The following is a 26,687-nucleotide window of genomic DNA, read 5'->3' on the forward strand; positions in this document are numbered from 1 at the left end:
GGGGGTGCCCCCCACGGGGGCTTGTAGGGGGGGGGTGCGGGAGGGGCCCGCCCTGCACCCGGGCAAAAACACCCCGGGGGCGGCCCCCCCCCCCCCCCCCCCGGGGGGGGGGGGCCCCCCCGGGGCCCCCCCCCCCCCGCCGGACCGTCGTCTCAGCCCTCGTCCGCGGCCAGCCGCAGGGAGATGCTGTTGATGCAGTACCGCTGGTCGGTGGGGGTCGGATACCCCTCACCCTCGAACACGTGACCGAGGTGTGAGCCGCAGCGGGCGCAGCGGACCTCCGTGCGCACCATGCCGTGCGAGGTGTCCTGGATCAGCTCGACCGCGTCGGTGTCCTTCGGGTCGTAGAAGCTCGGCCAGCCGCAGTGCGACGGGAACTTCTCGCCGGAGGTGAAGAGCTCCGCGCCGCAGGCCCGGCAGGAGTAGACGCCCTTCGTCGTGGTGTCCGTGTACTCACCCACGAAGGCCGGTTCGGTGCCGGCCCGGCGCAGGACCTGGTACTCCGCGGGGCTCAGCTCCGCGCGCCACTGCTCGTCCGGCTTCTCGACGTCGTACGACATGGGTGGGATCCCCTTACTTCGACAGGTGGGCCAGGATCTGCGGGCCGAGGTCCGTGACGTCGCCCGCTCCCATGGTGAGAACGAGATCGCCGGGCTTCGCCATTCCCGCGATCGTGCGCACGGCCTCCGCCTTGTCCTGCGCGGCCGTCACCTCGGCACCGGCCTCCCGGGCGGCGTCGACGATCACGGCGCTGGTGATGCCGGGGATCGGGTCCTCGCGGGCCGGGTAGATGTCGAGGACCACCGAGGCGTCGGCGAGGGCCAGGGCCTGGCCCATCTCGGTGCCCAGCTCCTGGGTGCGCGAGAAGAGGTGCGGCTGGAAGAGGACGAGGATGCGCGCGTCGCCCGCGGCGGAGCGCATCGCCTCCAGGTCGGCGGTCATCTCGGTGGGGTGGTGCGCGTAGGAGTCGATGACCTGCGCGCCCGCCGCCTCGCCCTTGAGCTGCAGGCGGCGCTTGACGCCCGTGTACGACTTCAGGGCGGCGGCCATGTTCCGCGAGGGGATGCCGAGGGCGACGCCCGCCGCGAGGGCCGCGACCGCGTTGGCGGCGTAGTGGCGGCCGGGCACCGAGACCGTGAAGGTGAGCAGCTTGCCGTCGAGCATGACGGTGACCTCGCTGGTCAGGCCCCGCGCGGTGATCTTGTGGATGCGCAGGTCGGCCGTCTCGGACTCGCCGTAGGTGACGACCTTCAGGCTGGAGACGTCGCGCAGGCGGCGGGTCAGCTCGACCGCGCCCGGCTGGTCCGCCGAGATCACCAGGGTGCCGCCGGGGACGATCTTGCCCGCGAAGATCTCGAAGGACTCGTAGATCTCGTCCATCGACGCGTAGTTCGCGTGGTGGTCGAGCTCCACGTTCAGGACGATGGCGACCTCGGGCACGTACGTGTGGAAGCTGCGGTCGCTCTCGTCGGCCTCGGCGACGAAGATGTCGCCCTCGCCGTGCAGCGCGTTCGTGCCGGGGGCGTCCAGGTCGCCGCCGATGGCGTACGACGGGTCGAGGCCGAGGCTGGACAGGGTGACGGCGAGCATCGACGTGGTCGTGGTCTTGCCGTGGGTGCCCGCGACGGCGATCGGGCGCAGGCCCTCCATCAGGGCGGCGAGCGCGTCCGAGCGGTGCACGACGGGGATGCCGAGCTCGGTGGCGCGGGCCAGCTCCGGGTTGTCGGCGCGGATCGCGGAGGAGACGACGACACAGGTCGCGTCGGACGCCAGGTGGGCCGCGTCGTGCCCGATGTGCACCGTCGCGCCGAGCGTGCGCAGCGCCTCCGCGGTGGCGGAGTCCCGGGCGTCGCTGCCCGCGACCTTGGCGCCGCGCTGGGCCAGGATCTTCGCGATGCCCGACATTCCGGCGCCGCCGATGCCGATGAAGTGCGGTCGGTCCATGGCGGAAGGAAGGCCGGGTGCCATGCGTGTGTCTCCCCTGGGTCTGCTGGGTCTGCGTCGGATGTGTCCGTGCGCCGCGCGCCGTCCGAGCGGTGTCGCACGGCGTCCGGGCAGGCCCCAGCCTATTGCCTCCGCGGGGCCGGGCCGCCGGGCCCGGCCCCGCGGCCCGCGACACGATCCGCCGGACCGGCCCTACGCCTCCTCGGCCGCGCTGTGCGAGAAGAGCTTGAGGACCGGCACGCCCACCTTGTGGCGGGCCCGCGAGGCCCAGTCCCGGTGGAAGAACTCCTCCACGTAGTGCGGGTCGGTCAGCACGATCACCTCGTCGGCGTCGGCCTCGTCGACCAGGGTCTTGAGGGCGTCCAGCGGATGGTCCTCGATGAGCCGCCCCTGGGCCGCGCAGCCCGCCGCGTGCAGGGCGAGCAGCGAGACCTGCAGGGCCTGCTCGGCGGGTCCGGTCGCCTCGTCCCCCTCGGGGGTCTCGCCCTCGCGCGCCGCCTCGTCCAGTTCGCCCAGGGCGACGTCGTCGATGGCACGCAGCAGCCGGTCCGCCTGGTCGCCCCTGGGCTGGAGCAGTACGTGGAAGGCGACCGGCTCGTCCCCGTGCAAGGTGGTGACGAACTCCACGTCGGCGGACGTCAGGGCCTTCTCGATCATCAATACGCTTGTGAACACGCCAGGCGCCCTTCTCATCCGTGGGCCGTGCTGAGGCCCTTGCGGAAACCATCCTGCCCCGTGGCCGCACGGGGTCAGCGAGATCTAGTGTGCCCAGCCGAAGCCAAACGGAACGGCTGATTCCGCCGATTGTCAGGTACGACGGTAACGGGTGAAGAGGAACCCGGCCTCCTCCAGTACGGATGCCAGGGCGAATCGTTCCGGCACCGCGAGCGCGGGCCCGCCGGCGATCCGCTGCGCGTCCCCGGCCGCGAGCATCGGCGCCACCGTCAGACAGAGCTCGTCCAGCGCCCCCGCGGCCACGAACTGGCCCAGCAGGCGGGGGCCGCCCTCCGTGAGCAGCCGGGTGAGGCCGCGCCCGGCCAGGGCGGGGGCCACCCGGGCGGGCTCCACGGCCGCGCCCTCCCCGGCGATCACCACGACGGCGCCCGCCTTCTCCGCCGCGTCGATCCGCTCGGCGGGCGCGGCGGCGCCGGTCACCACGAGCGTCGGCGTCACCGGCCCGGCAAAAAGCGGAAGCGAGAAGTCCAGGTCGAGGCCCGCGCTCACCACCGCGATGGCGGGCACCGGCGTCTGCCCGGCGGCGGCCCGGCGCGCCGCGAAGGCCTCCCGGTCGCGCGCCGGGCGGTAGCCCTCCTTGCGGACGGTCTCCGCGCCCACGACGACGGCGTCCGCCAGACCCCGCAGGGTGCCGAAGATCCGCATGTCGGTGGCGTCGGAGATGGGCTGGGTGCGGCCCTCGTGGTGGGCCGCGCCGTCCAGGGTGGAGACCATGTTGGCGCGCAGCCAGGTGGCCTCGTCCGGCGGGTAGGCGTAGGCGTCGGCGAGCTCGTCGAGGGTCCACTCCCGGCCGGTCCCGCCCGCCCGGTCCCGGTCGGCGGCCTCCTCCGTGCGGGGGGCCGTCCGGTCGGATGTCTGGTCGGTCACAGGGAACAGGCGTCGCATATCCGCAGTCTTGCACGCCCCTTAAGCTGGGGAACCGTGTCGTCCTCCACCGCCTCCGCCGGGCAGAGCCCCATAGCCGAACCGGCCCCGCAGTCCCTGTGCGCCCGCGAGCCCCACGTCCCCGCCGACCGTCTGGTCGCCGAGATGGTGCCGCCGCCGCGCTTCGACTCGGTCCGCTTCGACACGTACATCCCGGACCCGAACCAGCCGAGCCAGACCGAGGCCGTCCTCGTCCTCGGCGGTTTCGCGTCGGGCCTCGGCGGGGCGCACGCCTCCGGGGCCGGCAAGAAGCGGTGGTTCGGGCGGTCCAAACCGGCCGCGCCGAGCGGTCCGCGCGGCATCTACCTCGACGGCGGGTACGGCGTCGGCAAGACCCACCTGCTGGCCTCCCTGTGGCACGCGACGCCCGCCGCGCCCGAGCAGAAGGCCTTCGGCACCTTCGTCGAGCTCACCAACCTGGTCGGTGCGCTCGGCTTCCAGCAGACCGTGCGCACCCTCGGCGAGCACCGGCTGCTGTGCATCGACGAGTTCGAGCTCGACGACCCGGGCGACACCGTCCTGGTCTCCTCGCTGCTCTCCCAGCTCGTCGAGCGGGGCGTGGCGCTCGCCGCCACCTCGAACACGCTGCCGGGCAAGCTCGGCGAGGGCCGGTTCGCGGCCACCGACTTCATGCGCGAGATCCAGGGCCTGTCCGCCCACTTCAAGGCGCTGCGCATCGACGGCGAGGACTACCGCCACCGCGGCCTGCCCGAGGCCCCGGCCCCGTACACGGAGGAGCAGGTCACCAAGGCGGCGTACGCCACCGCGGGCGCCTCGCTCGACGACTTCCCGCACCTGCTCGACCACCTGGCCAGGGTCCACCCCAGCCGGTACGGCGCGCTGACCGACGAGCTCGCCGCGGTCTGCCTGACCGACGTGACGCCGGTGCCGGACCAGTCGACCGCGCTGCGCCTTGTGGTGCTCGCCGACCGGTTGTACGACCGAGAGGTACCGGTCCTCGCCTCCGGCGTGCCCTTCGACCGGCTGTTCAGCGAGGAGATGCTGAACGGCGGATACCGGAAGAAGTACTTCCGGGCCATCTCGCGGCTCACGGCGCTCGCACGGGACGCCAAGGGGCTCGTGGACGCGTAAGCGGCCGAGGGCCTGCCGCGTAAGCGGCCGAGGCCATGCGGGGCCCGGGACGGCACGCGAAACGGAAGCTACGCGCGTGGTTCCCGTGCACCTAAGCGCGTGGTACACACATCCGGTCACATTCCTGTCCGCCAACAGGAGGTTGCCCATCATGTCTGCCACTCGACGGCAGGTTCTTGCCCGTTCCGGCGCGTTCGGTGCCGGAATCGCCTTCACCGGCGCTCTGTCGGAACTCTTCGCGGGCACCGCGGCCGCACACGGGAAGGCCGGTTACGGCCCCCTCGTCCCCGATCCCAAGGGCCTGCTGGACCTGCCCAGGGGATTCCGCTACAAGGTCCTCTCGCGCGAGGGCGACGACCTGCGGTCCGGTGAGGGCAAGGTGCCCAGCAACCACGACGGCATGGCCGCCTTCCGCGGCCGGGGCGGCGGTGTCCACCTCGTGCGCAACCACGAGAACCGCGTCACGGGCCGGATCGGCGTACCGACGGTCGAGGGCCTCACGTACGACCCGGCGGGCAAGGGCGGCTGTACGGCCCTCGCGCTCGACCGGAGGAACGACGTCGTGAGCGAGCGCGTCGCGATCGCCGGGACCGCCGTCAACTGCGCGGGCGGGCCGACCCCGTGGGGCACCTGGCTCACCTGCGAGGAGACCGAGGACAAGGCCGGCACGAACGGCTACACCAAGGACCACGGCTTCATCTTCGAGGTCGACCCGGTGGACCCGCACCGCACCGGCGCGGTGCCGCTCACCGCGATGGGCCGCTTCCAGCACGAGGCGATCGCCGTGGACCCGCGGCGCGGCGTGGTCTACGAGACCGAGGACGCCTTCGAGAAGCCCTTCGGCCTCTTCTACCGCTTCCTGCCCAAGAAGCCCGAGGGCGGCCGCGGTTCGCTGCGCGCGGGCGGCCGGCTGCAGGCGATGCGCGTGCCGGGGGTGCCCGACCTGTCGTCCGTCCAGAAGACGGGCACGCGCTTCGACGGCATCGAATGGGTCGACGTACCGGACCCGCTGGCCGCGCAGACCCCCATCCGCCACCAGGACTTCGGCAAGAAGGGCATCACCCACGCCCAGAAGCTGGAGGGCTGCTACTGGGGCGGCTCGTCCGTGTACTTCGTCTCGTCCTTCGCCCACAGCGCGGAGGGCTCGGCGGCGGACCACTTCGGCCAGATCTGGCGCTACGAACCGGACCGGCGCCGCCTCACCCTCGTGATCGTGTTCGGCCCGAGCACCGACATCCAGCTGCCCGGCGAGTCCCCCGACAACATCTGCCTCGCGCCCAGCGGCGGCCTGATGGTGTGCGAGGACGGCGGCGGCGCCCAGCACGTGTACGGCCTCACCCGGGGCGGCGAGGTCTACCCGATGGCGCGCGGGCGGCAGAACATCGGCACGCCCGAGGAGCCCGAGTGGGGCGAGTTCGCGGGCGTCACCTTCTCGCCCGACCACGACACGATGTACGTGAACTGCTACACGCCCGGCACGACGTTCGCGGTGACGGGGCCCTGGCACAAGTAGCGCCCCCTCGGCCCCCGGCGCACGATCGAGGGACACGACCGGAAGGGGTGCGCGGTGGCCAAGGACGCGAAGAAGCGGCACAAGGACGCGAAGAAGCGGGACCGGCACGCCGGGGACGCCGGGAAGGCCGACGGCCCCTCCGACAAGAAGCCCGGCAAGAAGCCCGGCAAGAAGTCCGGCAAGGCCGCCGCCCCGCTGCGTGAGCTGCTGCGCGTCCCGGAGGGCGAGCGCGTCGACCTGGCCGCGTACCCGGCCGACGCGACCCCCGCGGGCCCCGCCGACAAACCGGCGGGGCTCGCGGACACCGCCCGGATGGGTGAACGCCTGGCCGACCTCCAGGAGCGGCTCTACGCGGCGAGCACGCAGGGCGACCGCCGCCGCCTCCTGCTCGTCCTCCAGGGCATGGACACCAGCGGCAAGGGCGGCACGGTCAAGCACGTGATCGGCCTGTTCAACCCGTCGGGCTGCCGCATCAAGGCCTTCAAGGCACCGACCGCCGAGGAGCAGAACCACCCCTTCCTCTGGCGCATCATGAAGGCCCTGCCGCAGGCGGGCGAGATCGGCATCTTCGACCGCTCGCACTACGAGGACGTCCTCATCGCCCGGGTGCGCGAACTGGTCCCGCGCAGCCAGCTGGGCCGCCGCTACGGCCAGATCAACCGCTTCGAGAAGTCACTGGCCGACGACGGCGTCACCGTCGTCAAGTGCTTCCTGCACATCTCCTACGACCAGCAGCGCCGCCGCCTCCTGGAGCGCCTCGACAACCCCGACAAGCACTGGAAGTTCAACCCGGGCGACATCGACGAGCGGGCGCTGTGGCCCGCCTACCAGGAGGCGTACGAGATCGCCCTGGAGCGCTGCTCGACGCAGGCGGCGCCCTGGTACGTGATCCCCGCGGACCGCAAGTGGTACCGCAACTGGGCCATCAGCAAGCTCCTCCTGGAACACCTGGAGGAGCTGGACCCGGCGTTCCCGAAGGCGGACTTCGACGTGGCGGAGAGCCGCCGCCGGCTGCTCGCCCAGGGGTGACCCGCGCGGGCGGCGGGACGCTCACGCCTCGGTGCCGCCCGCGGCCGGTGCGGCGCCCGCCGAGGGGCCGCGCAGGGAAGGCCGCTGCGGGGCGAGGAAGAAGAACAGCGTCGGCACCAGGTAGAGCACCCACACCACGGCCTGCAGGACGGTCGGGTCGGGCTGGAAGTTGAGGACGCCCTTCAGCACGGTGCCGTACCAGCTGTCCGGCGGGATCGTGGCACTGACGTCGAACGCGAGGTCGTGCAGCCCGCCCAGGAGGTCGGCCTCCTGGAGGTCGTGCACGCCGTAGGCGAGGACACCGGCGGCCACCACGACGAGCATGCCGCCGGTCCAGGTGAAGAACCTCGCCAGGTCGATCTTGAGGGCGCCGCGGTAGAAGAGGTGGCCGAGCACGATCGCCGTGGCGATGCCGAGCAGGGCGCCCGTGAGCGGGGCGGTGGTGCCCTCGCCGCCGGCCCGCACCGACGCCCAGACGAACAGCGCCGTCTCCAGGCCCTCCCGGCCGACCGCCAGCAGGGCGGTGGCGACCAGCGCCCCGGTGCCCATCCGCAGGGCCGCGTCCAGCCTGCCGTGCAGATCGCTCCTCAGGTGCCGGGCGGTGCGCCGCATCCAGAAGACCATCCACGTCACCAGGCCGACGGAGAGGATGGACAGCGAGCCGCCGAGCAGCTCCTGGGCCTCGAACGTCAGCTCCTGGGAGCCGAATTCGAGCAGCGCCCCGAAGGCCAGGGAGACCGTGCAGGCGGCCGCGATCCCCAGCCACACCGGGCGCAGCGCGGCGCGGTTGCCGGTCTTGACCAGGTAGGCGACGAGGATGCAGACGACCAGACTGGCTTCCAGGCCCTCGCGCAGGCCGATCAGGTAGTTGCCGAACATGCCGGTCCTTCCACGGTGTTCTTCACGACAGCAGCTCCCGGCCCCACCAGTCGTCCTGGTCGCGGACGCCGGGCGGGACGGCGAAGAGGGCCGAACCCACGTGCTGGATGTATTCGTTGAGCGCGTCCTGGCGCGCGAGCCGCCGCTGCACCGGGACGAACGCGTCGCGGGGGTCGCGCTGGTAGGCGAGGAAGAAGAGTCCCGCGTCCAGGCGGCCGAGGCCGTCGGTGCCGTCCGTGAAGGAGTAGCCGCGCCGCAGCATCCGCGCGCCCCCGTTGCTGTCGGGGTGGGCGAGGCGCACGTGCGCGGTGGGGAGCATCGCCTTCAGGAAGGGCGCGTCGTGCTCGTGCGCCTTGCCGACGGGTGCGCCCGCGCCCTTGTCGCGGCCGAAGATGTCCTCCTGCTCCTGCAGCGAGGTGCGGTCCCAGGTCTCGATGTGCATGCGGATCCGGCGGGCCACCAGGTACGAGCCCGCCGTCATCCAGTCCGGGCCCTCGCCCGCGGGCACCCACACGTGCCGGTCCAGGGCCGCGGTGTCCGTGCCGGAGATGTTGCGGGTGCCGTCCTTGAAGCCGAAGAGGTTGCGCGGGGTCTGCGCCTGCGGCGTCGTGGAGGAGGTCTTGCCGAAGCCGAGCTGGGACCAGCGCACGGAGACCTTCCCGAACCCGATCCGGGCCAGGTTGCGGATCGCGTGCACCGCGACCTGCGGATCGTCCGAGCAGGCCTGCACGCACAGGTCTCCCCCGCTGCGGGCCGGGTCCAGGTTGTCGCCGGGGAACTTCGGCAGGTCGGCCAGCGCGTCGGGCCTGCGCCCGTGCAGGCCGAACCGGTCCTCGGCGAACAGCCCGGGTCCCACCCCGAAGGTCAGCGTCAGCCGGGCGGGGCGGAGTCCGGACGCCTCGCCGGTGTCGTCCGGTGGCGCCTGCGGCGACGGGCCGAACGCGCCCTCGCCGACCGGGCGGCCCCGGGTCAGCAGAGCGGCGGCCGCCGTCCACTCCTTGAGGAGCGCGACCAGGGCCGCCCGGTCCTTCGTGGTCACGTCGAAGGCGGCGAAGTGCAGCCGGTCCGGCACCGCCGTGGCGATCCCGGCCTGGTGCGGCCCGTGGAACGGCACGGAACCGCCCGCCGGTTCCGCCGGCGGGGCTTGTCCCTCACCGGCGACGGCGGCGGTGACGGCGCCCGCCGCGCCCGCGCCCAGGGCGAGCCCCGCGCCGCCCCAGGCCAGCACACGGCGCCGGGACGCGACCGGCTGCCCGGCGCGCTCCGGGGGCCCGGCGCCCGCCGCCCGTGCCGCCCCGTGCTCCGTCGTCGCGGGACCGTTCTCGTCACTCCGGCCGTCGCCCGCACCGGACGGCCGCTTCGCGCGGGTCACCCGGCCACCGCGGCGGCCAGCTTGGACAGCGGCTCCGCCAGCGCGTTCACGCCGTCCTGCAGTTCCTTGCGGTCGGCCTTGCCCACCGTGTCGTAGGAGGCGTACACGTACGACGTCTTGTCCTTGCGGTAGGTGTCGAGGAGCTCGTCCAGGGCGGGGAACCGGGTGTCGAGTTCCTTGACCAGCGCGGCGTCCTTCTTGACCGCGACCGGCCTCAGCAGGTCGTACGCCTGGCGCGCGCCCTCCAGGTTGGCCTTGAAGTCGACCAGGTCGGTGTGGCTGTAGCGCTCCTCCTCGCCGGTGACCTTGCCGGTGGCGACCTCGTCGAGCAGTTCCTTGGCGCCGTTGGCCATCGAGGTCGGGGTGATCTCGGCCTGCCCGACCTTCTTCTGCCAGACCGTGAGGTCCTTGACGAGGAGTCCGGCGAGTTCCTTGTCCCGTGCCGTGATCTTCTTGTCCTGCCACAGCGACCGCTCCAGGCGGTGCCATCCCGTCCAGTCCTTCTCCGGGTCCTGGCCCTCCTCCAGACCGTCCTCGCGGACGTCGACCTTCGGGTCGATGTCGCCGAACGACTCGGCGACCGGCTCGGTGCGCTCCCAGCCGAGGCGGGAGTCGGCGTACGCCTTGCGCGCCGCGCCGAGGTCGCCCGCCTTGACCGCGTCGGCGAAGGCCTTCGCCCTTGGGAGCGTCTCGTCGGCCTGCTTCTGCGCGTAGGCGCGGTAGGCGGCCACCGCCGCGTCCAGTTCGGGGTCGCGCTTGGCGGCCTTGCCGCCGGAGACGGTGACCTTCTGGCGGATGCCGTCGCCCTTCATGCCGGGCTTGCACACGATCTCGTAGCGGCCCGGTTTGATCTCGGCGGTCAGCTTCGCCTTGGTCCCGGGGCCGATGTTCTCCCGCTCGGTGACGATGCGGTCGTCCGGGTACAGGACGTAGACCTCGGTGACCTTGGAGCCCTTGTTCTCGATGTCCAGGCGCAGGTGGCCGGCCGCCAGGTCCTTCTTCGACACGTCGCACGCCGTGTCGGAGGCCGCGACCCGCACCCCGCCGCCCCCGCCGGAGTCGGCCTTGTCGGCACACCCCGCGACGGCGGCCAGGACGACGGCCGCACAGACGCCCGACACGGCATGGAGACGGACGGAACGCATGGGGACTCCCGAGGGCAGGATCGAAGTTCAGCCAGAGTTAGGCAGGCCTAAATTAGCTGAGCCTTACCTTCATGGCGCCCTTCGTAGCGAAAACTTGCCCACAGCGTTACCCGCCCACAAGGCAGGGCGACGTCGCCGTAGGTTAGGTTAGGCATACCTAAGTTCACCGCTTGGGTCCTCTTCGACCGCCCTGGAGCACTCGGATGCGCCGACCCCACCGCACCCCCCGCACACAGCCGTCCCCCGCCGAGCGCGTGCACGCGATCCTGCACGCGGCGCAGTCGATGACCGTGATCAGCGACGGGTGCCACACGGAGGTGCACCGGCTCGACGCCGAGGGCGCCCTGGGCCACGTCCACCTGCACGCCCCCGAGGAGGGCGCCCTCCCCGCCTCGCGCGAACGCGTGCCGGTGCGCCTGGAGTTCACCGACATCGCGCCCACCGCCGTACGCGACCGGCTGCGCGCCCGGCTCACCCTCACCGGCCTGCTCGCGGCCCCCTACAGCGACGAGGCGCCGGACAGCTCGTGCATGGAGTTCGGCCAGGCGCTCCTGGAGGACGGCGGCGGGCGCCACTTCGTCACCCTCGACGAACTCTGCGCGGTCACCCCGGACCCGATGGCGGGCGACGAGGCGGACATGCTCACCCACCTCGTGGACTGCCACCCCGAGCTCGTCCCGCTCCTGGTGCGCCTGGTGCGGCCGCACCCCGCGAAGGGCATGCAGCGCGCCGTGCCGCTGGCCATGGACCGCTACGGCGTGACACTGCGCCTGGAGTACGCCACCGCGCACCACGACGTGCGGCTCCCGTTCGCCACCCCGGTCAGCGCCATCGACCAGGCCGGACCCCAGATGCACGCGCTGCTCGCCGCGGCCCGCCGCGCCTCCCACGGCAGTCGCCTCTTCGCCTGACCGCAGGTCGAACGGCCGTGCCCCCCTGTCCCCGGCCGCGTGGTTGCCACGCGTGGGCCCCGTGAGGGAAAGTTGCCCGTAGGCAACGTTTTCTCGCGAGCAGATAGAGGTGAGGGATTCGCTCGGCGAGTCCTTGAGCATGGCCCCCAACCCCGTACAGGTCCGCACCCCCACGGAGCCGGACTTTCCGTGGGGCAGTGCTCCCTATCCCGTCCTGGTCGCCGACGGCCCGGGCTTCCTCGTGGCGCGCAACGACGCCGCGGCGGCACTGCTGCCCGCGGCCCGCCCCGGCGGCCGCTTCGCGGACGTGGTCCCTGCCTGGCTGGCCCTCGCACACCACGCACTGCACCGTCCCGGCCGCCCCGCGGACCGCGCCCCGCAGGCGGCGCCCGCGGGTCCGATCGGCGAGCGCCGGTTCGAGGCCCACCCCACCGTGCACGAGGACGGCACGGTGGCGTGGTGGCTGGTCGACGACACCGATCACCAGCTGGCGCGGGAGGCACTGCGCGTCGAGCGCGAGCAGACGGCCGCGCTCTCCCGGGCGTCCAGCGCGCTGCTCTCCTCGCTGAACCTGGCGCACTGCATGGACGTCACCGCCCAGATGGCCGCCGAGAGCCTCGCGGACGCGGCGCTGGCCATAGCGCCCGCCCGGGGCCGGACCCTGCCGGTGGTGAGCTGCCTGCGCGGCGGCGCCCCCACCGCGTCCCGGCAGCCGGCCGAGCTGGACGACGTGCCGGGTCTCGACGAGGCGCTGCGCGGGTTCCCGCCGGTGCCCTCGCGCTGGATCGATCCTGCGTCGGCGCCCGCGTGGATGGTGCCCGAGGGATTCGGGCCGGTCGGCTCGATGGTGATCACGCCGCTGCCCGGGCACGGCGTCCCGGCCGGCGCGCTGGTCCTGTTGCGCAAGGCGGACACGGCCGCCTTCACCGAGGACGAAGAGGTCTTCGCGCGCCTCTTCGCCGCACGGTCGGGGGCGGCGCTGTCCGCGGCCCGGCTGTACGCGGAGCAGAGCGCGATCACCGAGGTGCTGATGCGGGAGCTGCTGCCCCCGGCGCTGCACCAGGTCTCGGGCGTGGACTTCGCGGGCGGCTACCGGCCCTCGGGCGACCACGAGCGGATCGGCGGCGACTTCTACGACGTGCACCCCGCCGCCGTCGAGGGCGAGGCGTCCCTGATCACGCTGGGCGACGTGTGCGGCAAGGGCCTGGAGGCCGCCGTCCTGACCGGCAAGATCCGCAACACCCTGCACGCGCTGCTGCCGCTGGCCGACGACCACGAGCGGATGCTCGGCCTGCTCAACACCGCGCTGCTGACCTCGCACCACACCCGCTTCGCCACCCTGGTCCTGGCCTCCGCCCAACGCCGGGGCAACGAGGTCGACCTCAGGCTCACCAGCGCGGGCCACCCCACCCCCCTGATCGTCCGGGCCGACGGCACGGTGCAGGAGGCCGACACCCGCGGCACCCTCGTCGGCGCCCTGCCCGACGTACGGGCGCGCACCACCGCGCTGACGCTGGCGCCGGGCGAGTCCTGCGTCCTGTACACCGACGGCATCACCGAGGCCCAGGGCGGCCCGATGGGCGACGCGCTGTTCGGCGCGGACCGCCTCAAGCGCGCGCTCGCCGGGTGCGCGGGCGTACCCGCGGAGGGCATCGTCGAGCACGTCCAGATGCTGGCGGCCCAGTGGCTGGGCGGGCGCCGGCACGACGACATGGCCGTCGTGGTCATCTCGGCACCGCACACCCACCATTTGAGCGCGGTGAACGGCCACACCCGGGGCAGGTTCACCGCATGAGCACCCGTACCCCGCACCTCCTCCCGCACGCCGCCGACGTCGAACGGCTCGCCGACCACCTGTGGGAGGCGGTCTCCGTGGGCGACGAGCGGACGGCCACCGCGCGGGTGCTGGACGCCCTGGACGAGGGCTTCGACGCGGAGAGCGTGCTGCTCGACGTGATCGGCGCGGTGCAGCGCAAGGTCGGCGAGGAGTGGGCCGCCAACCGCATCACCATCGCCCAGGAGCACGCGGCGACCGCCATCAACGAACGGACCGTGGCCGCCCTCACCCTGCACCCCGCGGCCCGGGTCACCCCGACCCGGGGCAGGATCACGGTGGCCTGCGTGGACGGCGAGTGGCACGCGCTGCCCGCCCGTCTGGTGGCCGAGGTGCTGAAGCTGCGCGGCTGGCAGGTCGACTACCTCGGCGCCCAGGTGCCGGCCCCGCACCTGATCTCCCACCTGCACCAGACGCGCGCGGACGCGGTCGCCCTCTCCGGCTCGATCGCGACCCGGCTGCCCACCGCGCACGCGGCGATCACCGCCTGCCAGGCCGTCGGGGTGCCCGTGCTGGCCGGGGGCGCCGCCTTCGGCCCCGACGGGCGGTACGCCGAACTGCTCGGCGCCGAGGCCTGGGCGCCCGACGCGCGCGCCGCCGCCGACCTGCTCGCCCGGGCGCCGCTGCCCCGGCCGCGGGCCGCGCACCAGCAGATCGACGACCTGCCTCACCTGGCCGACCAGGAGTACACCCTGGTCACCCGGAACAGCGCCACCCTGGTGCGGACCGTCTTCACCGGCCTGGAGGACGCCTTCCCGGCCATGCGCGACTACGGCGCGCTGCAGCGCGAGCGGACGGCCGAGGACCTCGCGCACATCGTGGAGTTCCTCGCCGTCACCCTGTACCTGGGCGACGAGGAGCTCTTCGTCCAATTCCTCACCTGGACCGCGCAGGTCCTGGTCGCCCGGGGCGTGCCCGCCCAGAGCCTGCCGCCCGCGCTGGGTCTGCTGGCCGACGAGCTCAAGGACTTCCCGCGGGCCGCCCGCGCCCTGGCCGCCGGCGCGGCGGCCCTCACCACCACTCACCACACCGCCAACGGGACCTTCGCATGACGACGCCGAACTCACACCTGTGTCTGACCACGGTCGATGCCGAGGACACCGTCCGCATAAAGATCGAGGGCGATCTCGACTACGACACCGCGGACCTGCTCCTGCAGGCGGTCACCGCGCAGCTCGCCGAGCGGCCGGAACTCGCCCACCTGCACCTGCACTTCGCCGGGCTCGGCTCGATCGACTCCATGGGTCTGTCCGTCCTGCTGATGATCGGCCGCCGCACCACCGCCGCGCACGTCCGCCTCCACCTGGACGACCGCCCGGCGAACCTGGACCGGCTCCTGGACATCACCGGAACCGGCGACTACCTCACGGGGGCGCCGGTGGTCGGGGCGGTCACGACCGAGGGCGCGGCGGCCCGTTCCACGACCCCGGACAACGGCGGCTGAACGCCGCGCGGTGCCGGTCGGCGCAGATGATTCCGGCCGGACCTGTTTCGATGGTGACTCTGCGGCAACTAGAGGGCCATGGCTGAAACCGTCAAGAAGAACGAGACATCGAAGAGCACCGCTTCCAAGGCCGCGAGCACGTCCGCCGGACGGGCCGCACGCGCCGGAACGGACAAGGCGACGTCCGCGACGGACGGTGCCAAGTCCGCCGCCACCGGTGCCAAGTCGGCCGCCGCCGGGGCCAAGTCGGCCGTCAGCGGTGCGAGCGAGAAGATGGCCGGGCACGTGGCGACGCTCGGCTCCAAGGCCAAGGCGGGCGGTGAGAAGCTGGCGGCCGTACCGGGCAAGTCGGTGCAGCTGGCCACGACCACCTGGACCCTCGTGCAGAACCGCAAGGCGATCGCGGCGGGCGTGGGCGGTGGCGCCGTCGCGGCGCTGGCCGGCGCCTTCGCGCTCGGCAGAACAGCCGCCCGCCGCGGCCAGGGCCCGATCACCCGTGCCACCGGCGGCCGATTCTGAACGGGTTGTCGCGCACCTGTGCCCACTTGGGGGGCCGGACTCACGTCCGGCCCCCCAAGTGCTGTCCGCACGCGCGCCGTTGTCAGCGCGCGACCACCGGGTAGTGGTCCGACAGGTTCGTGTACGTGTACTTCTTGCCCCAGCTGGAGACCGTCCAGGGCGCGCTCTGCTCCTTGATCACGTCGTTGCGCCAGGTGGCCGGGCGGGCGTGACCGGTGCGGTGCAGGACGTGGTCGAGGTCCTCGCGGGGGTCGTCCGGGTAGCGCTCGGCGGCGATCGAGTTGTCCCGGGTGTCGAAGGAGTACGGGTGGCCGGTGCGGCTGTCGGCGGGGGCGAGACCGGCGTTCGCGAGCAGCGCGGGGTATTCGGAGCTGTGTGAGTCGACGTTGAAGTCGCCCGCCACGATGACCTGTTCGTCCGCCGGGATGCGCTGGGCGTCCAGGAAGGCGTCGAGCTCCTTGAACTGCGCGGCGCGGGTCGACGCGGCCTCGCCGGTGCCGCAGCCGGGGTCGGTGGACTGGGCGTGCGTGCCGACGACGTGCGTCCTGACGCCGCGCACGTCGAGGACGGCGTAGACGAAGCCCTTGTTGGAGTACGCGTCGGAGCCGCACGCCTCCTTGTAGACGTACTGCTCCTTGCGCACGATCGGCCACGCGCTCAGGACCGTGACGCCGCCGTCCTCCGGGGTGACCGAGGAGTACGCGCCGCCCGTCGCGTCCCAGCCGCTCCTGCTGCGGCCCAGCACGGGCGTCTGGTGCGGGTAGCGGCCCGCGGCGTCGGCCTTCAGCGCGTCGGACGAGGAGTTGTCGAACGCCTCCTGAAGCACCACGACGTCCTGGCCCCGGAAGAAGTCGGCGGCCGGGATGGCCCTGGCCCGGTGGTCCTGGCCCCAGTTCGGGTAGAGCGTCTTGCTGAACAGGAAGGTGTTGTACGTCAGCACCTTGAGGGAGGGCGGGGCCGCGGAGGGGTCAGCGGCGGTCGCCGACGGGGCGACCGCGGCGAGCGTGGCGGCGGCGAGCACCGAGGTGATCGCGGCCGTGTGGGTCCTGCGCAGCGCCGAGTGCGGCACGGAGACTCCTGGTGGTGGGGATGGATACCGCTGTTCCTGCGGGTGCGGAAGCGGCTCTTGTCCGAACGCTCGGACATCCAACCAGCTGCGATTACTTCTGGGGATACTTCGCGTGAACACGTGGTCGGACCCCCGCGAGAAAGGGTTCCGGGCGGGCCGCCGCGCGGGCCCCTGGCGGCCTTCCGGGGGCGCACGGGGGCCACTTGGGGCGCGGTGGGGGTGCCGGGTCCGGGGGTCGCGCACCCGGCCCGTACAAGCTCGCCGACACCCTCGGCGCGAGCCTCGCGCGACGCCTCTGACCTGGTCATTCACCCCGATGCGGGCGAGAATTGCCCCCTCGGAAAGGGGACTTGATGGACCGCAGCATCCGCACGGTGGACGACGTGATGAAGCTCTTGGACGGCCTGTTCGCGCCGGAGGCCGACCGCTGGACGACGGAGGGCGCCGCGTGGTGGGACGGCTTCTACGCGGACCGGACCAGGCCCGTGCCGTTCTTCGCCGCGAAGCCGGACGAGAACCTCGTCTCGTACGGGGAGCGCGGCCTGCTCACCCCGGGCCGCGCCCTCGACCTCGGCTGCGGTCCCGGGCGCAACGCCCTCCATCTGGCCGCCCTGGGGTACGAGGTGGACGCCGTCGACCTGTCGCCGGCCGCCCTCGACTGGGCCGCGGAGCGGGCCCGCGCGGCGGGCGCCGACATCCGCTTCCACCTCGGCGACGCCTTCACGCTCGCGCGCACCGTGCTGGCCGGGCCGTACGACCTGATCCACGACTCGGGGTGCTTCCACCATCTCCCGCCGCACCGCCGGATCAGCTATCTGGACCTGGTCGACCGCTGCCTGGCACCCGGCGGCCATCTGTCCCTCACCGCCTTCGCGGCCGGCGAGGGGGGCATGGGGTCCGAGCTGGCCGACGCGGACTTCTACCGGCAGGCGGGCCTGCACGGCGGCCTCGCCTACTCCGCCGGGTCGCTGCGCCACGTCTTCGCCGGTCTGACGGAGGTCGAGGTGCGCCGGATGCGGGACGAGCCGTCCGATGCGGACCTGTTCGGCGAGCCGTTCCTGTGGACGGCCCTGTTCCGCCGCGACGCCCCGGCCGTCGAGGCCCGTCGGGTCCGCTAGCCCGCCGGTCCCGCGCGTGCTCAGAGGTCGGCGAGCGTGCCCTCGACGGTGGCGAGCAGGACGGCGCGGTCGTCCTGCACGCTGCTGAGCACGCGCAGGCCGTAGTACGTGCTCTGCACCCGGCGGGCCACGGTCCGTGCGTCGCCCGTGGCCCGGATCTCGCCCGCGCGGCGCCCCTCCTCCACGACGGCGCACAGCTCGTCCTCGACCCGGTCGAAGCTGCGCCGCACGGCCGCCTTGACCTCCGGGTCGAGCCCGGCGGCCTCGACGGCGGCGTTGACGGCGAAGCAGCCGCGGGCGCCGGTGCCCCCGAGGTCCGCGTCGACCGCGTGGGTCATCATGGCGCGCAGCCGGTCCTTCGCGGGGCCCGGGCCCCGCAGGATCCCGACCTGCTCCGCGGTGGCGGTGTCGTGGTAGCGCCGCAGGGCACGGAGGTAGAGCTGCCGCTTGCCGCCGAAGGTGTTGTAGAGGCTGGAGGGGCCGAGCCCGGTGCTGTCGCACAGGTCGCGTGTCGAGGTGCCCTCGTACCCGTGACGCCAGAAGGTGTCCATGGCCGCGGTGACGACGCGGTCCTCGTCGAACTCTCGTGGTCTGGCCATGCGGCCAGCGTACGGGTTTTGGAATCTCTCTACAAAACGAGGCGGTCCCCGTGCACCGCCGGCTCCCGGCGCCCTGCCGGACGCCGCAGCCGGGCCGCCCACAGCACGCCCGCCGCCCCCGCCGCCGCCAGCCCGGCACCGACCCAGGCCACCGAGGCGTAGCCGTGACCGGCGTCGATGGCCAGGCCGCCGAGCAGCGGGGCGACGGTGTTGCCGACGTTGAAGGCGGCGGTGTTGACCGCGCCGACCAGCGTCGGCGCGCCCGGCGCGAGGGTGAACACCCGGGACTGCAGGGCGGGGTTGGTGACGTATCCGGCGAGGCCGAGCAGGAAGACCAGCACGACCACCGCGGCCGTCACGTGCGCCGCGAGGGCGAGCAGCGCGGAGCACAGGGCGAGGGCGCCCAGCCCCAGGCCGAGCGTGCCGAGGGGGCGGGTCTGCCCGGTGCGCCCGCCGATCGTGATGCCCACGAGACCGCCGACGCCGAACAGGGCGAGGATCGCGGGCACCCACCCCTCGGGCACTCCGCTGACGTCGGTGAGCAGCGCGGCCAGATAGCTGAAGGTGACGATGACCGCCCCGAAGGCGAAGGCGGTGACGGCGTACGAGAGCCAGAGCTGCGGCCGTGCCATGGCGCGCAGCTCGGCGCGGACGGAGGGGCGTTCGCCCGCGGCGCGGCCGCTCGGCACCACGAGCAGCGTGCACAGGAGGCTGACCGCGGTGGCCGCGGCGACCGCCCAGAACGCGGCGCGCCAGCTGGAGTGCTGGCCGAGCAGGGTGCCCGCGGGGACGCCGACGACGGTGGCGAGGGTGAGTCCGCCGGCCACCACGGCGACCGCCCGCGCCTTGGCGTCGGCGGGGACGAGCGCCACCGCGGTGGCCACGGCGACGCCCCAGTAGCCCGCGTACGCGAGGGCGCCGACCACGCGGGTGACGAACAGCAGGGCGTAGCCGGGCGCGAGGGCGCCGACGACGTGGGCCGCGACGAAGGCCGCCTGGAGCGAGACGAGCGCGGTGCGCCGCGGCCAGCTCAGGGTGGCGACGGCGAGCAGCGGCGCGCCGACGACCATGCCGATCGCGAACGCCGAGATGAGCAGGCCGGCGTCGGGGACGGACACCCCGAGGTCGTCGGCCATGCCCGGCAGCAGGCCGGACAGCATGAACTCCGATGTTCCCTGGGTGAAGATGCCGAGCCCGACTATGTACACCGCAAGCGGCATGGAAGCGGTCCTCCCCGATCGCACGCGAACGGCCTCCCCGCTTTTGGAGCGACCGCTTCAGAACTGACGAGTGGGGACGCTAACACATTGTGGAGCGCTTGCTCCAAAACGACGTCCGGGTTGGACCGCGCCGGCCATCGCGCCGCCGGGCGGGGCTCGTTGCGTACGTCACATCACCGGGGCCGCGCCCGGGGCGGGACCGGTCCGCGGAGAGGATCAGGGGGCGCCGCCCGGCCCGCGTCCCAGAAAGGCACCACCATGCAGCTGCACACCCACGAGTGGGGAACCGGCGACCGCGTCGCCCTCCTGGTCCACGGGATCATGTCGGACCACCGCACCTGGCGGCGCGTGGGGCCCGCGCTGGCCGCGCGGGGCTACCGCGTGATCGGCGTCGACCTGCGCGGACACGGCGCGAGCGGGCGCGGCACCTACGGCGCGGAGGTCTTCGCGGACGACCTCGTCGACACCCTGCCGGCCGGCGCCGAGCTGGCGCTCGGGCACTCGCTCGGCGGCCTCGCCCTCGCGCTCGCGGCCGAACGGCTGCGGCCCGCGCGGGCCGTGTACTCCGACCCGGCGTGGGTCCTCGGCACCCAGGGGTACGTCGACCCCGCCGCGTTCGTGGAGTTCCGGCGGGTGCCGCGCACGGTCATCGCGAAGTTCAACCCGCGCTGGGAGGAGGCCGACGTCGACATCGAGGTCGCCACGCTGGCCGCCTGGGACCCGGACACCGCCCTGTCGCTCTCCGACGTGGGCGACCGCACCCCGGCGGCGCCCGTGGTGCCCTCGCTCGTCCAGGTCGCGGACCCGAGCCTGGTGGTCCGCGAGCCGCTCAAGGAGGAGCTGGCCCGGCGCGGCTTCGAGGTGCGGACCGTCCGGGGCGCCGGGCACACCATCCACCGCGACGACTTCGACGCGTTCATGGCCTCGCTGGACGGGTGGCTTTAGCGGCGGCACGGGCGCCGACGCGCGGGCATTCATCCGATTTGCCGGATTGATGTATATATCGTCGCGAGGTGATCACTCTCGTACGGAGATGCGCCGCGCTCTGCGCCCTCGGCACCCTGACCGCCGTCCTCGCCGGGTGCGCCGGCGAGGCCGCCCCGCCCGGTCACCCCGACCGCCCCGCCCGTCCCCCGGCGACCACCGCCCCCTCCCCGGCCGCGCCGCCCACCCTGGCGCCGGGCCCGGCCGGGCTGACGCCCGTGTTCAGCAACGGGCCCCGCACCCGGGGCCGCACCGTCGCCCTCACCTTCGACGCCGACATGACGGCGAATCAGGGGCCGCGCGCGGCGGCCGGCGAGCGGTTCGACAACCCGGCGCTCGTCGCCACCCTGCGCCGCCTCAAGGTGCCCGCGACGTTCTTCATGACGGGACGGTGGGCCGAGCAGTACCCGGCGCAGGCCAAGGACATCGGGCGCGACCCGCTCTTCGAGGTCGCCAACCACTCGTACAGCCACCACGCCTTCACCGGCCGCTGCTACGGGCTGCCCGCCGTGCCCGCCGCCCGTATGCACGCCGACATGGAGCGCGCCTTCGCCGCGTTCCGCTCGGCGGGCGTCGAGCACACGGTGCCCTACTTCCGCTTCCCCGGCGGCTGTTACGACCAGCGGTCCCTGCGCGCGCTGGCGCCCGGCGGCGTCACCGCCGTGCAGTGGGACGTGGTCAGCGGCGACGCCTTCGCGACGGACTCCGCGGCGGTGGCCCGCCAGGTGCTCGACGGGGTGAAGCCCGGCTCGGTCGTCGTCATGCACTGCACGCGCAGCGCGGCGCCCGCCACCGAGCGCGCCCTGCGCACGATCGTCCCCGAGCTGCGCGAGCGCGGGTTCCGGTTCGTCCGCGTGTCGGAGCAGATCAGGGCGTCGGCGGCCTCCGGAGCGGCCGGAGGGCGGAGCTAGGCTGGCCGCATGGCGGACGACACCTCCTGCGAGGCGGCCGGTACGGGTTCTCCCGTACCGGCGAACGACGGCTCGGCGACGGACTCCGCACCGGACGGCGGGCCGTTCGCCGAGTGCGTGCTGTGCCGCGCCCCCACCGAGTACCCGGAGTCCCGCAGAGGGATCACGCTGTGCCCGGTGTGCGAGTGGCAGGAGGCGCAGCGCTCGGCGTGTCCGGGGTGAGCGGCGGGCTGGCAGACTGGCGGCGTGAGCAGCGACGAGACCACCACCCCCGACGTGCCGGACGCGCAGGACAGCCCGTTCCGGCAGGAGAACACCTCGCGCGACGAGGCCCCGCAGTTCGTGCTGCCGCTCGTCGCCCGGATCGAACGCGCCGCTCCCCCGGCCCGCACCGACGCCCTGGAGACCGCGGCCCGCGCCGTCCTGGTGATGCTGAGCGACGAGCGGTCGGCGGGCGACGGCGCGTGGGCGCAGGCGATGCGCGACTGGCAGGACGCCCGCATCCGCAAGGTGGTGCGCCGGGCCCGCGGCGCCGAGTGGCGCAGGGCCGAGGCGCTGCCGGGCATCACCGTCACCGGCAAGTCGGCGGAGGTCCGCGTCTTCCCGCCGGTCCCGCTGGACGGCTGGCCCAAGGACCTGGCGCGGCTGCAGGTCTCGGGCACCGACCTGGACGACCCCGAGCCCCCGGCCGGGGCCGACCCGACGCACTGCGTGCTGTGGATGAGCCCCGAGGTCGACATGTCGGCGGGCAAGGCGATGGCGCAGGCGGGCCACGGCGCCCAGCTGGCCTGGTGGGAGCTGGCGGACGAGGACCGCGCCGCCTGGCGCGACGCCGGTTTCCCGCTCTCCGTGCGCACCGCCGAGGCGTCCCGCTGGCAGGACCTGGCCGCGAGCGGCCTGCCGGTGGTCCGCGACGCGGGCTTCACCGAGATCGCCCCCGGCTCCTGCACGGTGGTCGCCGACCATCCGGCCCTGCGCCGGCACCGGCCGTGAGCGGCGGCGCCGAACGGCTGGACGGGCGGGTGCCCACCGATCCCGGACTGCGGGGCCCCGGCGCCGCGTTCGCGCCCCCGCTGCCCGCGGCGGCGGGTGCCTCGCCGCTGGACGAGACGCTGCGGCTCCCGGGGCGTGCGCCCGCGCCCGCGGCGTCCGACCTCTCGCGCGTCTGAACACCCCGCCCGTATCTTCCGTACTCCCCGGTACCACCGGCGACACGGGAGCACCACGGGAGGCACCTTGCGGCGCGTCAACGGCACGGCTCTGATCATCGCGGCACTCGTCGCCACGCTGGGGGCGATCGCGTTCCCCGTGTGGTCCTACGCCGACCGCTCCGGGACCGGGCAGGCCAATCTGGCCGCCGGTTCGGTGGCCACCCGCTGGGGGCCGCTGTCGGCGGCCGACCGCGATCTGCTGGTGAAGGTGCGGCTCGCCGGGCTGTGGGAGATACCCGCGGGGCAGCAGGCCGTCGAGCGGGCGCCCACCGAGGCGGTCAAGGAGGCCGGCGACCATCTCATCGTCGGCCACACCGACCTCGACCAGCGGGCCCGCACGGTCGCCGCGCAGCTCGGCGTGGAACTGCCCAACCAGCCCACCGCGCAGCAGCAGGGCTGGCTGAAGGAGCTGACGGAGGCGAGCGGCGAGACGTACCAGCGGAAGTTCGCGAACCTGCTGCGCGCCGCGCACGGCAAGGTCTTCGCGGTGGTCGCCCAGATCCGCGACAGCACCCGCAACTCCCTGATCCGGCAGCTCGCCACGGACGCCAACCAGACCGTCCTCGACCACATCACGATGCTGGAGGCCACCGGGCTCGTCGACTTCGACGGCATCGCGAACGGCTCCGCGTCGACCGCGACCGCCAGCCCGACCGGGCCGCCCGCGCCGTCCGGCGGCACACCCCCCGAGCCGTCGCCCGCAGGGCCCAGCGGTGAGGTGTCCACCACGTCCCGGCCCTCGCCCGCGCCGCCCGGCCGGGTCGCCACCGATCGGCCGGAACCTCAAATGTAGCTCTGAACGTCTCCACCCGAGGGTTCGCCCGCACCCGCCCCGGTGATGACCTGGGGACGGGGGCCCGGGGGGACCGGGGGCCGGGGGGACGAAGGGGGAGCGACATGCAGCGCTCGCAGGCGCGGCTGGGGACCGGCATCGGCTGGCGGCCCGAGATCGCGGAGGCCGTCGAGGCGATGTCCGGCATCGACTGGGTCGAGGCGGTCGCGGAGAACCTCTGCCCGGGTCACCTGCCCGACTCGCTGCTGCGGCTGCGCGAGCGCGGCGTCACCGTCGTGCCACACGGCGTCTCGCTCGGCCTCGGCGGCGCGGACCGCCCCGACGAGGGGCGGCTGACCGCGCTCGCCGAGCGGGCGCAGGCCCTCGGCTCGCCGCTGGTCACCGAGCACATCGCCTACGTGCGCGCGGGCGGCGCCCTCACCGCGACGCAGCCGCTGGAGGCCGGGCACCTGCTGCCGGTGCCCCGCACCCGGGACGCGCTCGACGTGCTCTGCGAGAACGTCCGCATCGCGCAGGACGCGCTGCCCGTGCCGCTCGCCGTCGAGAACATCGCGGCGCTGGTCGCCTGGCCCGGCGAGGAGATGACGGAGGGCCAGTTCCTGTACGACCTCGTCGAGCGGACCGGCGTGCGGCTGCTCATCGACGTCGCCAACCTCCACACCAACCACGTCAACCGCGGCGAGGACCCGGCCGCGGCGCTGGCCGAACTGCCGGTCGAGGCCATCGCGTACGTGCACGTGGCGGGCGGTTTCGAGCGGGACGGCGTCTGGCACGACAGCCACGCGCACCCGGTGCCCGAGCCCGTCCTCGCGATCCTCGCCGACCTCGCCTCCCGGGTGTCGCCGCCCGGCGTCCTCCTGGAGCGCGACGAGAACTTCCCCGAGCCGGCCGAGCTCGAACGGGAGCTGGACGCCATCCGGATGACGGTGAAGACGTCCGGGGAACCGGCCGGGGACACCGGGGCCGGGCGGCGCGAGGTGCCGCCCGCCTCCGCCGCCGCCCGGCAGCGCACCGCCGTCGCCCAGGCCGCCCTGCTCTCCGCGCTCGTCGCGGGCACCCCGGCGCCCGAGGGCTTCGACCACGCGCGCCTGAAGGTGCAGAGCCACGCCCTGGCCGCCAAGCGGGCCGACGTCGTCGCGAAGGTCGCGCCCGAGCTGCCGGACCTCCTCGGCGCCGGATACCGCGCCGCCTTCCTCGCGTACGCGCGGACCCGGCCCATGACCGGCGGCTACCGGCACGACGCGCTGGGCTTCGCCGAACACCTGCTGCTCGCCGGGCTGCCCGCGGACCCGGACGCCCGGCGGCGGCTGAGCGACTGGTGGCTGGAGCGCTCGGGCCCGGCACCGCTGTCGCGGCGGCCCGCCGCCCGGCTGCTGCAGGCCACCCGCCGCGTCCTGGCGAGGCGGTGACGCCGTGAACGCCGTGGGAATCGTCTACACGCTCCTCGTCTCGCTCTCCTCCGCCGAGCTGATCCGCGGGGTGACGGCGGCCCGCCGCACCCGCTCCCCGCACGCACCCCGGCAGCCCCTCGACGCCGAACACGGCGTGTACGTGCGGGGCACGCTGGAGGCCGCCTTCCTCTCCGGCGGGCCCGCCCGGACCGCCGACGCACTGATCGCGGGCCTGCACGCGGACGGCAGGCTGGTCGTCGCGGGCCCCGGCGTGGTCGGCATCCCCCGCCCCACGGCGCGGAACGCGGGCGAGCAGGCGGTCATCGACGCGCACGCCGCGGCGCCCAGCGGCGCGCTGCACCGGCTGCGGGTGGCCGTGATGCGCAGCGTGCCGGTGCAGGAGACCGGCGAGGCGCTCGCCGGGCGCGGCCTGCTGGTCCGGCCCGGACGCCAGCGCAAGTGGCGGATCTGGGCGGGGCTGCAGACCTTCCTGAGCCTCTTCGGGTTCATCGCGGCCGCGATGCTGACCGTGGCCACCCACGCCGCCGCGTTCGACGGCGGCGACGGCCTGTCCGACGACATCCTGATGCTGCTGCCCGGCGCCGCCTTCGGCCTCGTGAGCGGCCTGGTCTGCCTCGCGGTCACCGCGAAGCAGCTCACCGTCGCCGGGCGGTACGCGCTGCGCACGTACGTCTCCTCGTCGGGCCACCTCACCGGCGCGGCCCACCTGGTGGCCACCCGTGGCCTCGCGGCGGCCCACCCCGACCTGCGGTCCCAGTTGGTCGCCGCCGCCCGCGTCCACGTCCGTCCGGTGACCGTCCCGGCCGGCTCGCACCCGGTCCCGGGCCAGGATCCCGGCGTGTGGAACGGGACGGGCGGGACGAGCGTGTGGTGCGGGTCGGGCGGTGCCGGTGGGGGCGGCGGGTTCGGCTGCTCGGGCGGCGGGAGCGGCGGGTCGTCGTGCTCCGGGGGCGGCGGGTCGTCGTGCTCGGGCGGCGGGGGCGGTTCCTCCTGCGGAGGGGGCTCGTCGTGCGGGGGCGGTTCCTCCTGCGGGGGCGGCTCGTCCTGCGGTGGCGGGGGTTCCTCGTGCGGGGGCGGTGGCAGCTCCTAGTACACGGCGGCGGGGGCGGCGGGTCACTCCGGGCGGCCCGCGCTCCCCCGGCCCGCGCGCACGCCGGGACGGTCGGCCGAGGCCCCCGGTACGGCGGTTGGCGTACTCCCCGCCATAACGGGCCGCACCCCTCCCGGGGCGCACTAGCGTGCGGTGCCGCACCAGGAGGCGCCATGCGAGCACGAACCATCAACGGCACCGGCCTCATCGTCGCGGGTCTCGTCACGACCCTGGCCGCGCTGCTCTTCCCCCTGTGGTCCTACGAGGACCGCTCGGGCACCGCGCTCGACCGGCTCGACGCCGACACCGTGTCGACCGACTTCGGGCCGCTGTCCGCCCTGGACCGGGACTTCGTCACCAAGGTGCGGCTCGCGGGCCTGTGGGAGCTGCCCGCCGGGCAGCAGGCCGAGGAGCGGGGCACCACCAAGGCGGTACGGACGGCGGGCAAGCACCTCGTCGAGGGCCACACCTTCCTGGACGCGCGCGTCCGCGAGGTGGCCACCCGGCTCGGCCTCGAACTCCCGAGCCAGCCCAACCCGCAGCAGCGCGGCTGGCTCGGGGAGCTGAGCGGCGCCCGCGGGGAGGCGTACGACCAGAAGTTCGCGAACATCCTGCGCCGCGCGCACGGCAAGGTGTTCGCCGTGGTGGCCGAGGTGCGCGCGAACACCCGCAACTCGCTGGTGCGTGCCCTGGCCGACGACGCCAACACGACCGTCCTGGACCACATCACGGTCCTGGAGGACACCGGGCTCGTCGACTTCGACGGGCTCGCCCGGGACGCGGCGACGGCCGGCCCCCCGCCACCCGCCACCCGGTCGCCGGCCCCGCCGGGCCCCACGGACTCCCCCGGCTCGGCCACGCCGGTCACCCCGTCCGCCACCTTCCCGCTGCCCCCGGCGGCCTCCCGCCCGAAGCCCGGGAAGTCCAAGTGAGCCGGTG

General features: G+C 74.1%; 28 protein-coding genes. 18 read left to right on the forward strand and 10 right to left on the reverse strand.

The features are described 5' to 3' along the window. Positions 1–152: 152 nt before the first annotated feature. From msrB to ACFYXE_RS24935, 4 genes are all read right to left on the reverse strand, one after another. Positions 153–560 carry a peptide-methionine (R)-S-oxide reductase MsrB gene (gene msrB, locus ACFYXE_RS24920; protein WP_389315794.1) on the reverse strand — a complete coding sequence of 136 codons (408 nt, stop codon included), beginning with the start codon at positions 558–560 and terminating at the stop codon, positions 153–155. A 13-nt stretch (positions 561–573) separates the two neighbouring features. Next, positions 574–1,968 (reverse strand): UDP-N-acetylmuramate--L-alanine ligase, encoded by a 1,395-nt coding sequence (murC, locus tag ACFYXE_RS24925; RefSeq protein ID WP_361172681.1) that lies wholly within the window; start codon positions 1,966–1,968, stop codon positions 574–576. Between the two features lie 168 nt (positions 1,969–2,136). Next, positions 2,137–2,601 (reverse strand): indole-3-glycerol phosphate synthase, encoded by a 465-nt coding sequence (locus ACFYXE_RS24930; protein WP_389316271.1) that lies wholly within the window; start codon positions 2,599–2,601, stop codon positions 2,137–2,139. A gap of 150 nt (positions 2,602–2,751) precedes the next feature. Further along, complete coding sequence (locus ACFYXE_RS24935) at positions 2,752–3,564, reverse strand: pyrimidine reductase family protein (RefSeq protein WP_389315796.1); 813 nt, start codon at positions 3,562–3,564, stop codon at positions 2,752–2,754. 36 nt (positions 3,565–3,600) lie between these two features. On the opposite strand from ACFYXE_RS24935, the gene zapE reads away from it, so the two are divergent. From zapE to ACFYXE_RS24950, 3 genes are all read left to right on the forward strand, one after another. Next, the gene (gene zapE / locus ACFYXE_RS24940; RefSeq protein WP_389315798.1) at positions 3,601–4,695 is read left to right on the forward strand and encodes a cell division protein ZapE; all 1,095 of its coding nucleotides are present in this window, start codon (positions 3,601–3,603) and stop codon (positions 4,693–4,695) included. A 151-nt stretch (positions 4,696–4,846) separates the two neighbouring features. Continuing rightward, a complete protein-coding gene (locus tag ACFYXE_RS24945) occupies positions 4,847–6,208 on the forward strand; it encodes an alkaline phosphatase PhoX (protein WP_361172693.1) in 1,362 nt (453 codons plus the stop codon). 195 nt (positions 6,209–6,403) lie between these two features. Next, the gene (locus ACFYXE_RS24950; protein ID WP_361172795.1) at positions 6,404–7,237 is read left to right on the forward strand and encodes a PPK2 family polyphosphate kinase; all 834 of its coding nucleotides are present in this window, start codon (positions 6,404–6,406) and stop codon (positions 7,235–7,237) included. A 21-nt stretch (positions 7,238–7,258) separates the two neighbouring features. Here ACFYXE_RS24950 and efeU read toward each other — a convergent pair whose 3' ends face one another. The 3 genes from efeU to efeO are packed head-to-tail and all read right to left on the reverse strand — an operon-like array spanning position 7,259 to position 10,633. Next, on the reverse strand, positions 7,259–8,116 hold the full coding sequence (efeU, locus tag ACFYXE_RS24955) for an iron uptake transporter permease EfeU (protein ID WP_389315801.1): 858 nt from the start codon (positions 8,114–8,116) through the stop codon (positions 7,259–7,261). A gap of 22 nt (positions 8,117–8,138) precedes the next feature. Next, the gene (gene efeB / locus ACFYXE_RS24960) at positions 8,139–9,488 is read right to left on the reverse strand and encodes an iron uptake transporter deferrochelatase/peroxidase subunit (RefSeq protein WP_389315803.1); all 1,350 of its coding nucleotides are present in this window, start codon (positions 9,486–9,488) and stop codon (positions 8,139–8,141) included. Next, positions 9,485–10,633 carry an iron uptake system protein EfeO gene (gene efeO / locus ACFYXE_RS24965; RefSeq protein ID WP_389315805.1) on the reverse strand — a complete coding sequence of 383 codons (1,149 nt, stop codon included), beginning with the start codon at positions 10,631–10,633 and terminating at the stop codon, positions 9,485–9,487. The genes efeB and efeO overlap by 4 nt, the downstream gene beginning before the upstream one ends. Positions 10,634–10,836: 203 nt before the next feature. Between efeO and ACFYXE_RS24970 the strand changes: the two genes are divergently transcribed. The 5 genes from ACFYXE_RS24970 to ACFYXE_RS24990 all read left to right on the forward strand — a co-directional run bounded on the left by ACFYXE_RS24970 (position 10,837) and on the right by ACFYXE_RS24990 (position 15,341). Further along, the gene (locus tag ACFYXE_RS24970; protein WP_361172706.1) at positions 10,837–11,544 is read left to right on the forward strand and encodes a DUF2470 domain-containing protein; all 708 of its coding nucleotides are present in this window, start codon (positions 10,837–10,839) and stop codon (positions 11,542–11,544) included. 139 nt (positions 11,545–11,683) lie between these two features. After that, positions 11,684–13,339, forward strand: a complete 1,656-nt coding sequence (locus ACFYXE_RS24975) for a PP2C family protein-serine/threonine phosphatase (RefSeq protein WP_389316273.1) — start codon at positions 11,684–11,686, stop codon at positions 13,337–13,339. Further along, positions 13,336–14,430 (forward strand): B12-binding domain-containing protein, encoded by a 1,095-nt coding sequence (locus ACFYXE_RS24980; protein WP_389315807.1) that lies wholly within the window; start codon positions 13,336–13,338, stop codon positions 14,428–14,430. Before ACFYXE_RS24975 ends, ACFYXE_RS24980 begins: the two co-directional genes overlap by 4 nt. Then, positions 14,427–14,822 (forward strand): STAS domain-containing protein, encoded by a 396-nt coding sequence (locus ACFYXE_RS24985; RefSeq protein WP_361172712.1) that lies wholly within the window; start codon positions 14,427–14,429, stop codon positions 14,820–14,822. The genes ACFYXE_RS24980 and ACFYXE_RS24985 overlap by 4 nt, the downstream gene beginning before the upstream one ends. Before the next feature lie 78 nt (positions 14,823–14,900). Continuing rightward, positions 14,901–15,341, forward strand: a complete 441-nt coding sequence (locus tag ACFYXE_RS24990; protein ID WP_389315810.1) for a hypothetical protein — start codon at positions 14,901–14,903, stop codon at positions 15,339–15,341. A gap of 82 nt (positions 15,342–15,423) precedes the next feature. On the opposite strand, the gene sph is transcribed toward ACFYXE_RS24990, so the two are convergent. Next, positions 15,424–16,410 carry a sphingomyelin phosphodiesterase gene (sph, locus tag ACFYXE_RS24995; RefSeq protein ID WP_389315812.1) on the reverse strand — a complete coding sequence of 329 codons (987 nt, stop codon included), beginning with the start codon at positions 16,408–16,410 and terminating at the stop codon, positions 15,424–15,426. A gap of 353 nt (positions 16,411–16,763) precedes the next feature. Between sph and ACFYXE_RS25000 the strand changes: the two genes are divergently transcribed. Further along, the gene (locus ACFYXE_RS25000; RefSeq protein ID WP_389315814.1) at positions 16,764–17,528 is read left to right on the forward strand and encodes a class I SAM-dependent methyltransferase; all 765 of its coding nucleotides are present in this window, start codon (positions 16,764–16,766) and stop codon (positions 17,526–17,528) included. A 20-nt stretch (positions 17,529–17,548) separates the two neighbouring features. Here the strand turns inward: ACFYXE_RS25000 and ACFYXE_RS25005 are convergent, their stop codons facing one another. Beyond that, positions 17,549–18,127 carry a TetR/AcrR family transcriptional regulator gene (locus ACFYXE_RS25005; RefSeq protein ID WP_389315816.1) on the reverse strand — a complete coding sequence of 193 codons (579 nt, stop codon included), beginning with the start codon at positions 18,125–18,127 and terminating at the stop codon, positions 17,549–17,551. Positions 18,128–18,156: 29 nt separating this feature from the next. Next, the gene (locus tag ACFYXE_RS25010; RefSeq protein WP_389315818.1) at positions 18,157–19,347 is read right to left on the reverse strand and encodes a Cmx/CmrA family chloramphenicol efflux MFS transporter; all 1,191 of its coding nucleotides are present in this window, start codon (positions 19,345–19,347) and stop codon (positions 18,157–18,159) included. A gap of 258 nt (positions 19,348–19,605) precedes the next feature. Here ACFYXE_RS25010 and ACFYXE_RS25015 point away from each other — a divergent pair, with 258 nt between their 5' ends. From ACFYXE_RS25015 to ACFYXE_RS25055, 9 genes are all read left to right on the forward strand, one after another. Next, positions 19,606–20,292 carry an alpha/beta fold hydrolase gene (locus ACFYXE_RS25015; RefSeq protein ID WP_389315820.1) on the forward strand — a complete coding sequence of 229 codons (687 nt, stop codon included), beginning with the start codon at positions 19,606–19,608 and terminating at the stop codon, positions 20,290–20,292. Between the two features lie 68 nt (positions 20,293–20,360). Continuing rightward, positions 20,361–21,242 carry a polysaccharide deacetylase family protein gene (locus tag ACFYXE_RS25020; RefSeq protein ID WP_361172728.1) on the forward strand — a complete coding sequence of 294 codons (882 nt, stop codon included), beginning with the start codon at positions 20,361–20,363 and terminating at the stop codon, positions 21,240–21,242. A gap of 9 nt (positions 21,243–21,251) precedes the next feature. Continuing rightward, a complete protein-coding gene (locus ACFYXE_RS25025) occupies positions 21,252–21,464 on the forward strand; it encodes a hypothetical protein (RefSeq protein ID WP_389315823.1) in 213 nt (70 codons plus the stop codon). 24 nt (positions 21,465–21,488) lie between these two features. Further along, on the forward strand, positions 21,489–22,235 hold the full coding sequence (locus ACFYXE_RS25030; RefSeq protein ID WP_389315825.1) for an aminoacyl-tRNA hydrolase: 747 nt from the start codon (positions 21,489–21,491) through the stop codon (positions 22,233–22,235). Further along, on the forward strand, positions 22,232–22,411 hold the full coding sequence (locus ACFYXE_RS25035; RefSeq protein ID WP_389315827.1) for a hypothetical protein: 180 nt from the start codon (positions 22,232–22,234) through the stop codon (positions 22,409–22,411). The genes ACFYXE_RS25030 and ACFYXE_RS25035 overlap by 4 nt, the downstream gene beginning before the upstream one ends. 67 nt (positions 22,412–22,478) lie before the next feature. Continuing rightward, a complete protein-coding gene (locus tag ACFYXE_RS25040) occupies positions 22,479–23,246 on the forward strand; it encodes a DUF4142 domain-containing protein (protein ID WP_389315829.1) in 768 nt (255 codons plus the stop codon). Between the two features lie 104 nt (positions 23,247–23,350). Continuing rightward, entirely contained in the window at positions 23,351–24,655 is a 1,305-nt protein-coding gene (locus ACFYXE_RS25045) for a DUF692 domain-containing protein (protein WP_389315831.1), read from the forward strand. 4 nt (positions 24,656–24,659) lie between these two features. Then, complete coding sequence (locus ACFYXE_RS25050) at positions 24,660–25,748, forward strand: TIGR04222 domain-containing membrane protein (RefSeq protein WP_389315833.1); 1,089 nt, start codon at positions 24,660–24,662, stop codon at positions 25,746–25,748. 173 nt (positions 25,749–25,921) lie between these two features. Beyond that, positions 25,922–26,680, forward strand: coding sequence for a DUF4142 domain-containing protein (locus tag ACFYXE_RS25055; RefSeq protein ID WP_389315835.1), 759 nt, complete (start codon positions 25,922–25,924; stop codon positions 26,678–26,680). Positions 26,681–26,687: the final 7 nt, after the last annotated feature.

The sequence above is a fragment of the Streptomyces sp. NPDC002564 genome (genome assembly GCF_042889645.1).
In the GTDB taxonomy this organism is placed as follows: Bacteria; Actinomycetota; Actinomycetes; order Streptomycetales; family Streptomycetaceae; genus Streptomyces.

What these genes read in the sequence shown, in the direction of transcription:
- ACFYXE_RS25025 (WP_389315823.1), top strand. Translation starts at nt 21,252, where the DNA reads ATGGCGGACGACACCTCCTGCGAGGCGGCCGGTACGGGTTCTCCCGTA.
- murC (WP_361172681.1), bottom strand. Translation starts at nt 1,968, where the DNA reads ATGGCACCCGGCCTTCCTTCCGCCATGGACCGACCGCACTTCATCGGC.
- ACFYXE_RS24975 (WP_389316273.1), top strand. Translation starts at nt 11,684, where the DNA reads ATGGCCCCCAACCCCGTACAGGTCCGCACCCCCACGGAGCCGGACTTT.
- ACFYXE_RS24930 (WP_389316271.1), bottom strand. Translation starts at nt 2,601, where the DNA reads ATGATCGAGAAGGCCCTGACGTCCGCCGACGTGGAGTTCGTCACCACC.
- efeO (WP_389315805.1), bottom strand. Translation starts at nt 10,633, where the DNA reads ATGCGTTCCGTCCGTCTCCATGCCGTGTCGGGCGTCTGTGCGGCCGTC.
- ACFYXE_RS25000 (WP_389315814.1), top strand. Translation starts at nt 16,764, where the DNA reads ATGGACCGCAGCATCCGCACGGTGGACGACGTGATGAAGCTCTTGGAC.
- ACFYXE_RS25005 (WP_389315816.1), bottom strand. Translation starts at nt 18,127, where the DNA reads ATGGCCAGACCACGAGAGTTCGACGAGGACCGCGTCGTCACCGCGGCC.
- ACFYXE_RS24985 (WP_361172712.1), top strand. Translation starts at nt 14,427, where the DNA reads ATGACGACGCCGAACTCACACCTGTGTCTGACCACGGTCGATGCCGAG.
- ACFYXE_RS25045 (WP_389315831.1), top strand. Translation starts at nt 23,351, where the DNA reads ATGCAGCGCTCGCAGGCGCGGCTGGGGACCGGCATCGGCTGGCGGCCC.
- ACFYXE_RS24945 (WP_361172693.1), top strand. Translation starts at nt 4,847, where the DNA reads ATGTCTGCCACTCGACGGCAGGTTCTTGCCCGTTCCGGCGCGTTCGGT.
- ACFYXE_RS25055 (WP_389315835.1), top strand. Translation starts at nt 25,922, where the DNA reads ATGCGAGCACGAACCATCAACGGCACCGGCCTCATCGTCGCGGGTCTC.
- ACFYXE_RS24970 (WP_361172706.1), top strand. Translation starts at nt 10,837, where the DNA reads ATGCGCCGACCCCACCGCACCCCCCGCACACAGCCGTCCCCCGCCGAG.
- ACFYXE_RS25010 (WP_389315818.1), bottom strand. Translation starts at nt 19,347, where the DNA reads ATGCCGCTTGCGGTGTACATAGTCGGGCTCGGCATCTTCACCCAGGGA.
- ACFYXE_RS24990 (WP_389315810.1), top strand. Translation starts at nt 14,901, where the DNA reads ATGGCTGAAACCGTCAAGAAGAACGAGACATCGAAGAGCACCGCTTCC.
- ACFYXE_RS24980 (WP_389315807.1), top strand. Translation starts at nt 13,336, where the DNA reads ATGAGCACCCGTACCCCGCACCTCCTCCCGCACGCCGCCGACGTCGAA.
- efeU (WP_389315801.1), bottom strand. Translation starts at nt 8,116, where the DNA reads ATGTTCGGCAACTACCTGATCGGCCTGCGCGAGGGCCTGGAAGCCAGT.
- msrB (WP_389315794.1), bottom strand. Translation starts at nt 560, where the DNA reads ATGTCGTACGACGTCGAGAAGCCGGACGAGCAGTGGCGCGCGGAGCTG.
- ACFYXE_RS25015 (WP_389315820.1), top strand. Translation starts at nt 19,606, where the DNA reads ATGCAGCTGCACACCCACGAGTGGGGAACCGGCGACCGCGTCGCCCTC.
- ACFYXE_RS24935 (WP_389315796.1), bottom strand. Translation starts at nt 3,564, where the DNA reads ATGCGACGCCTGTTCCCTGTGACCGACCAGACATCCGACCGGACGGCC.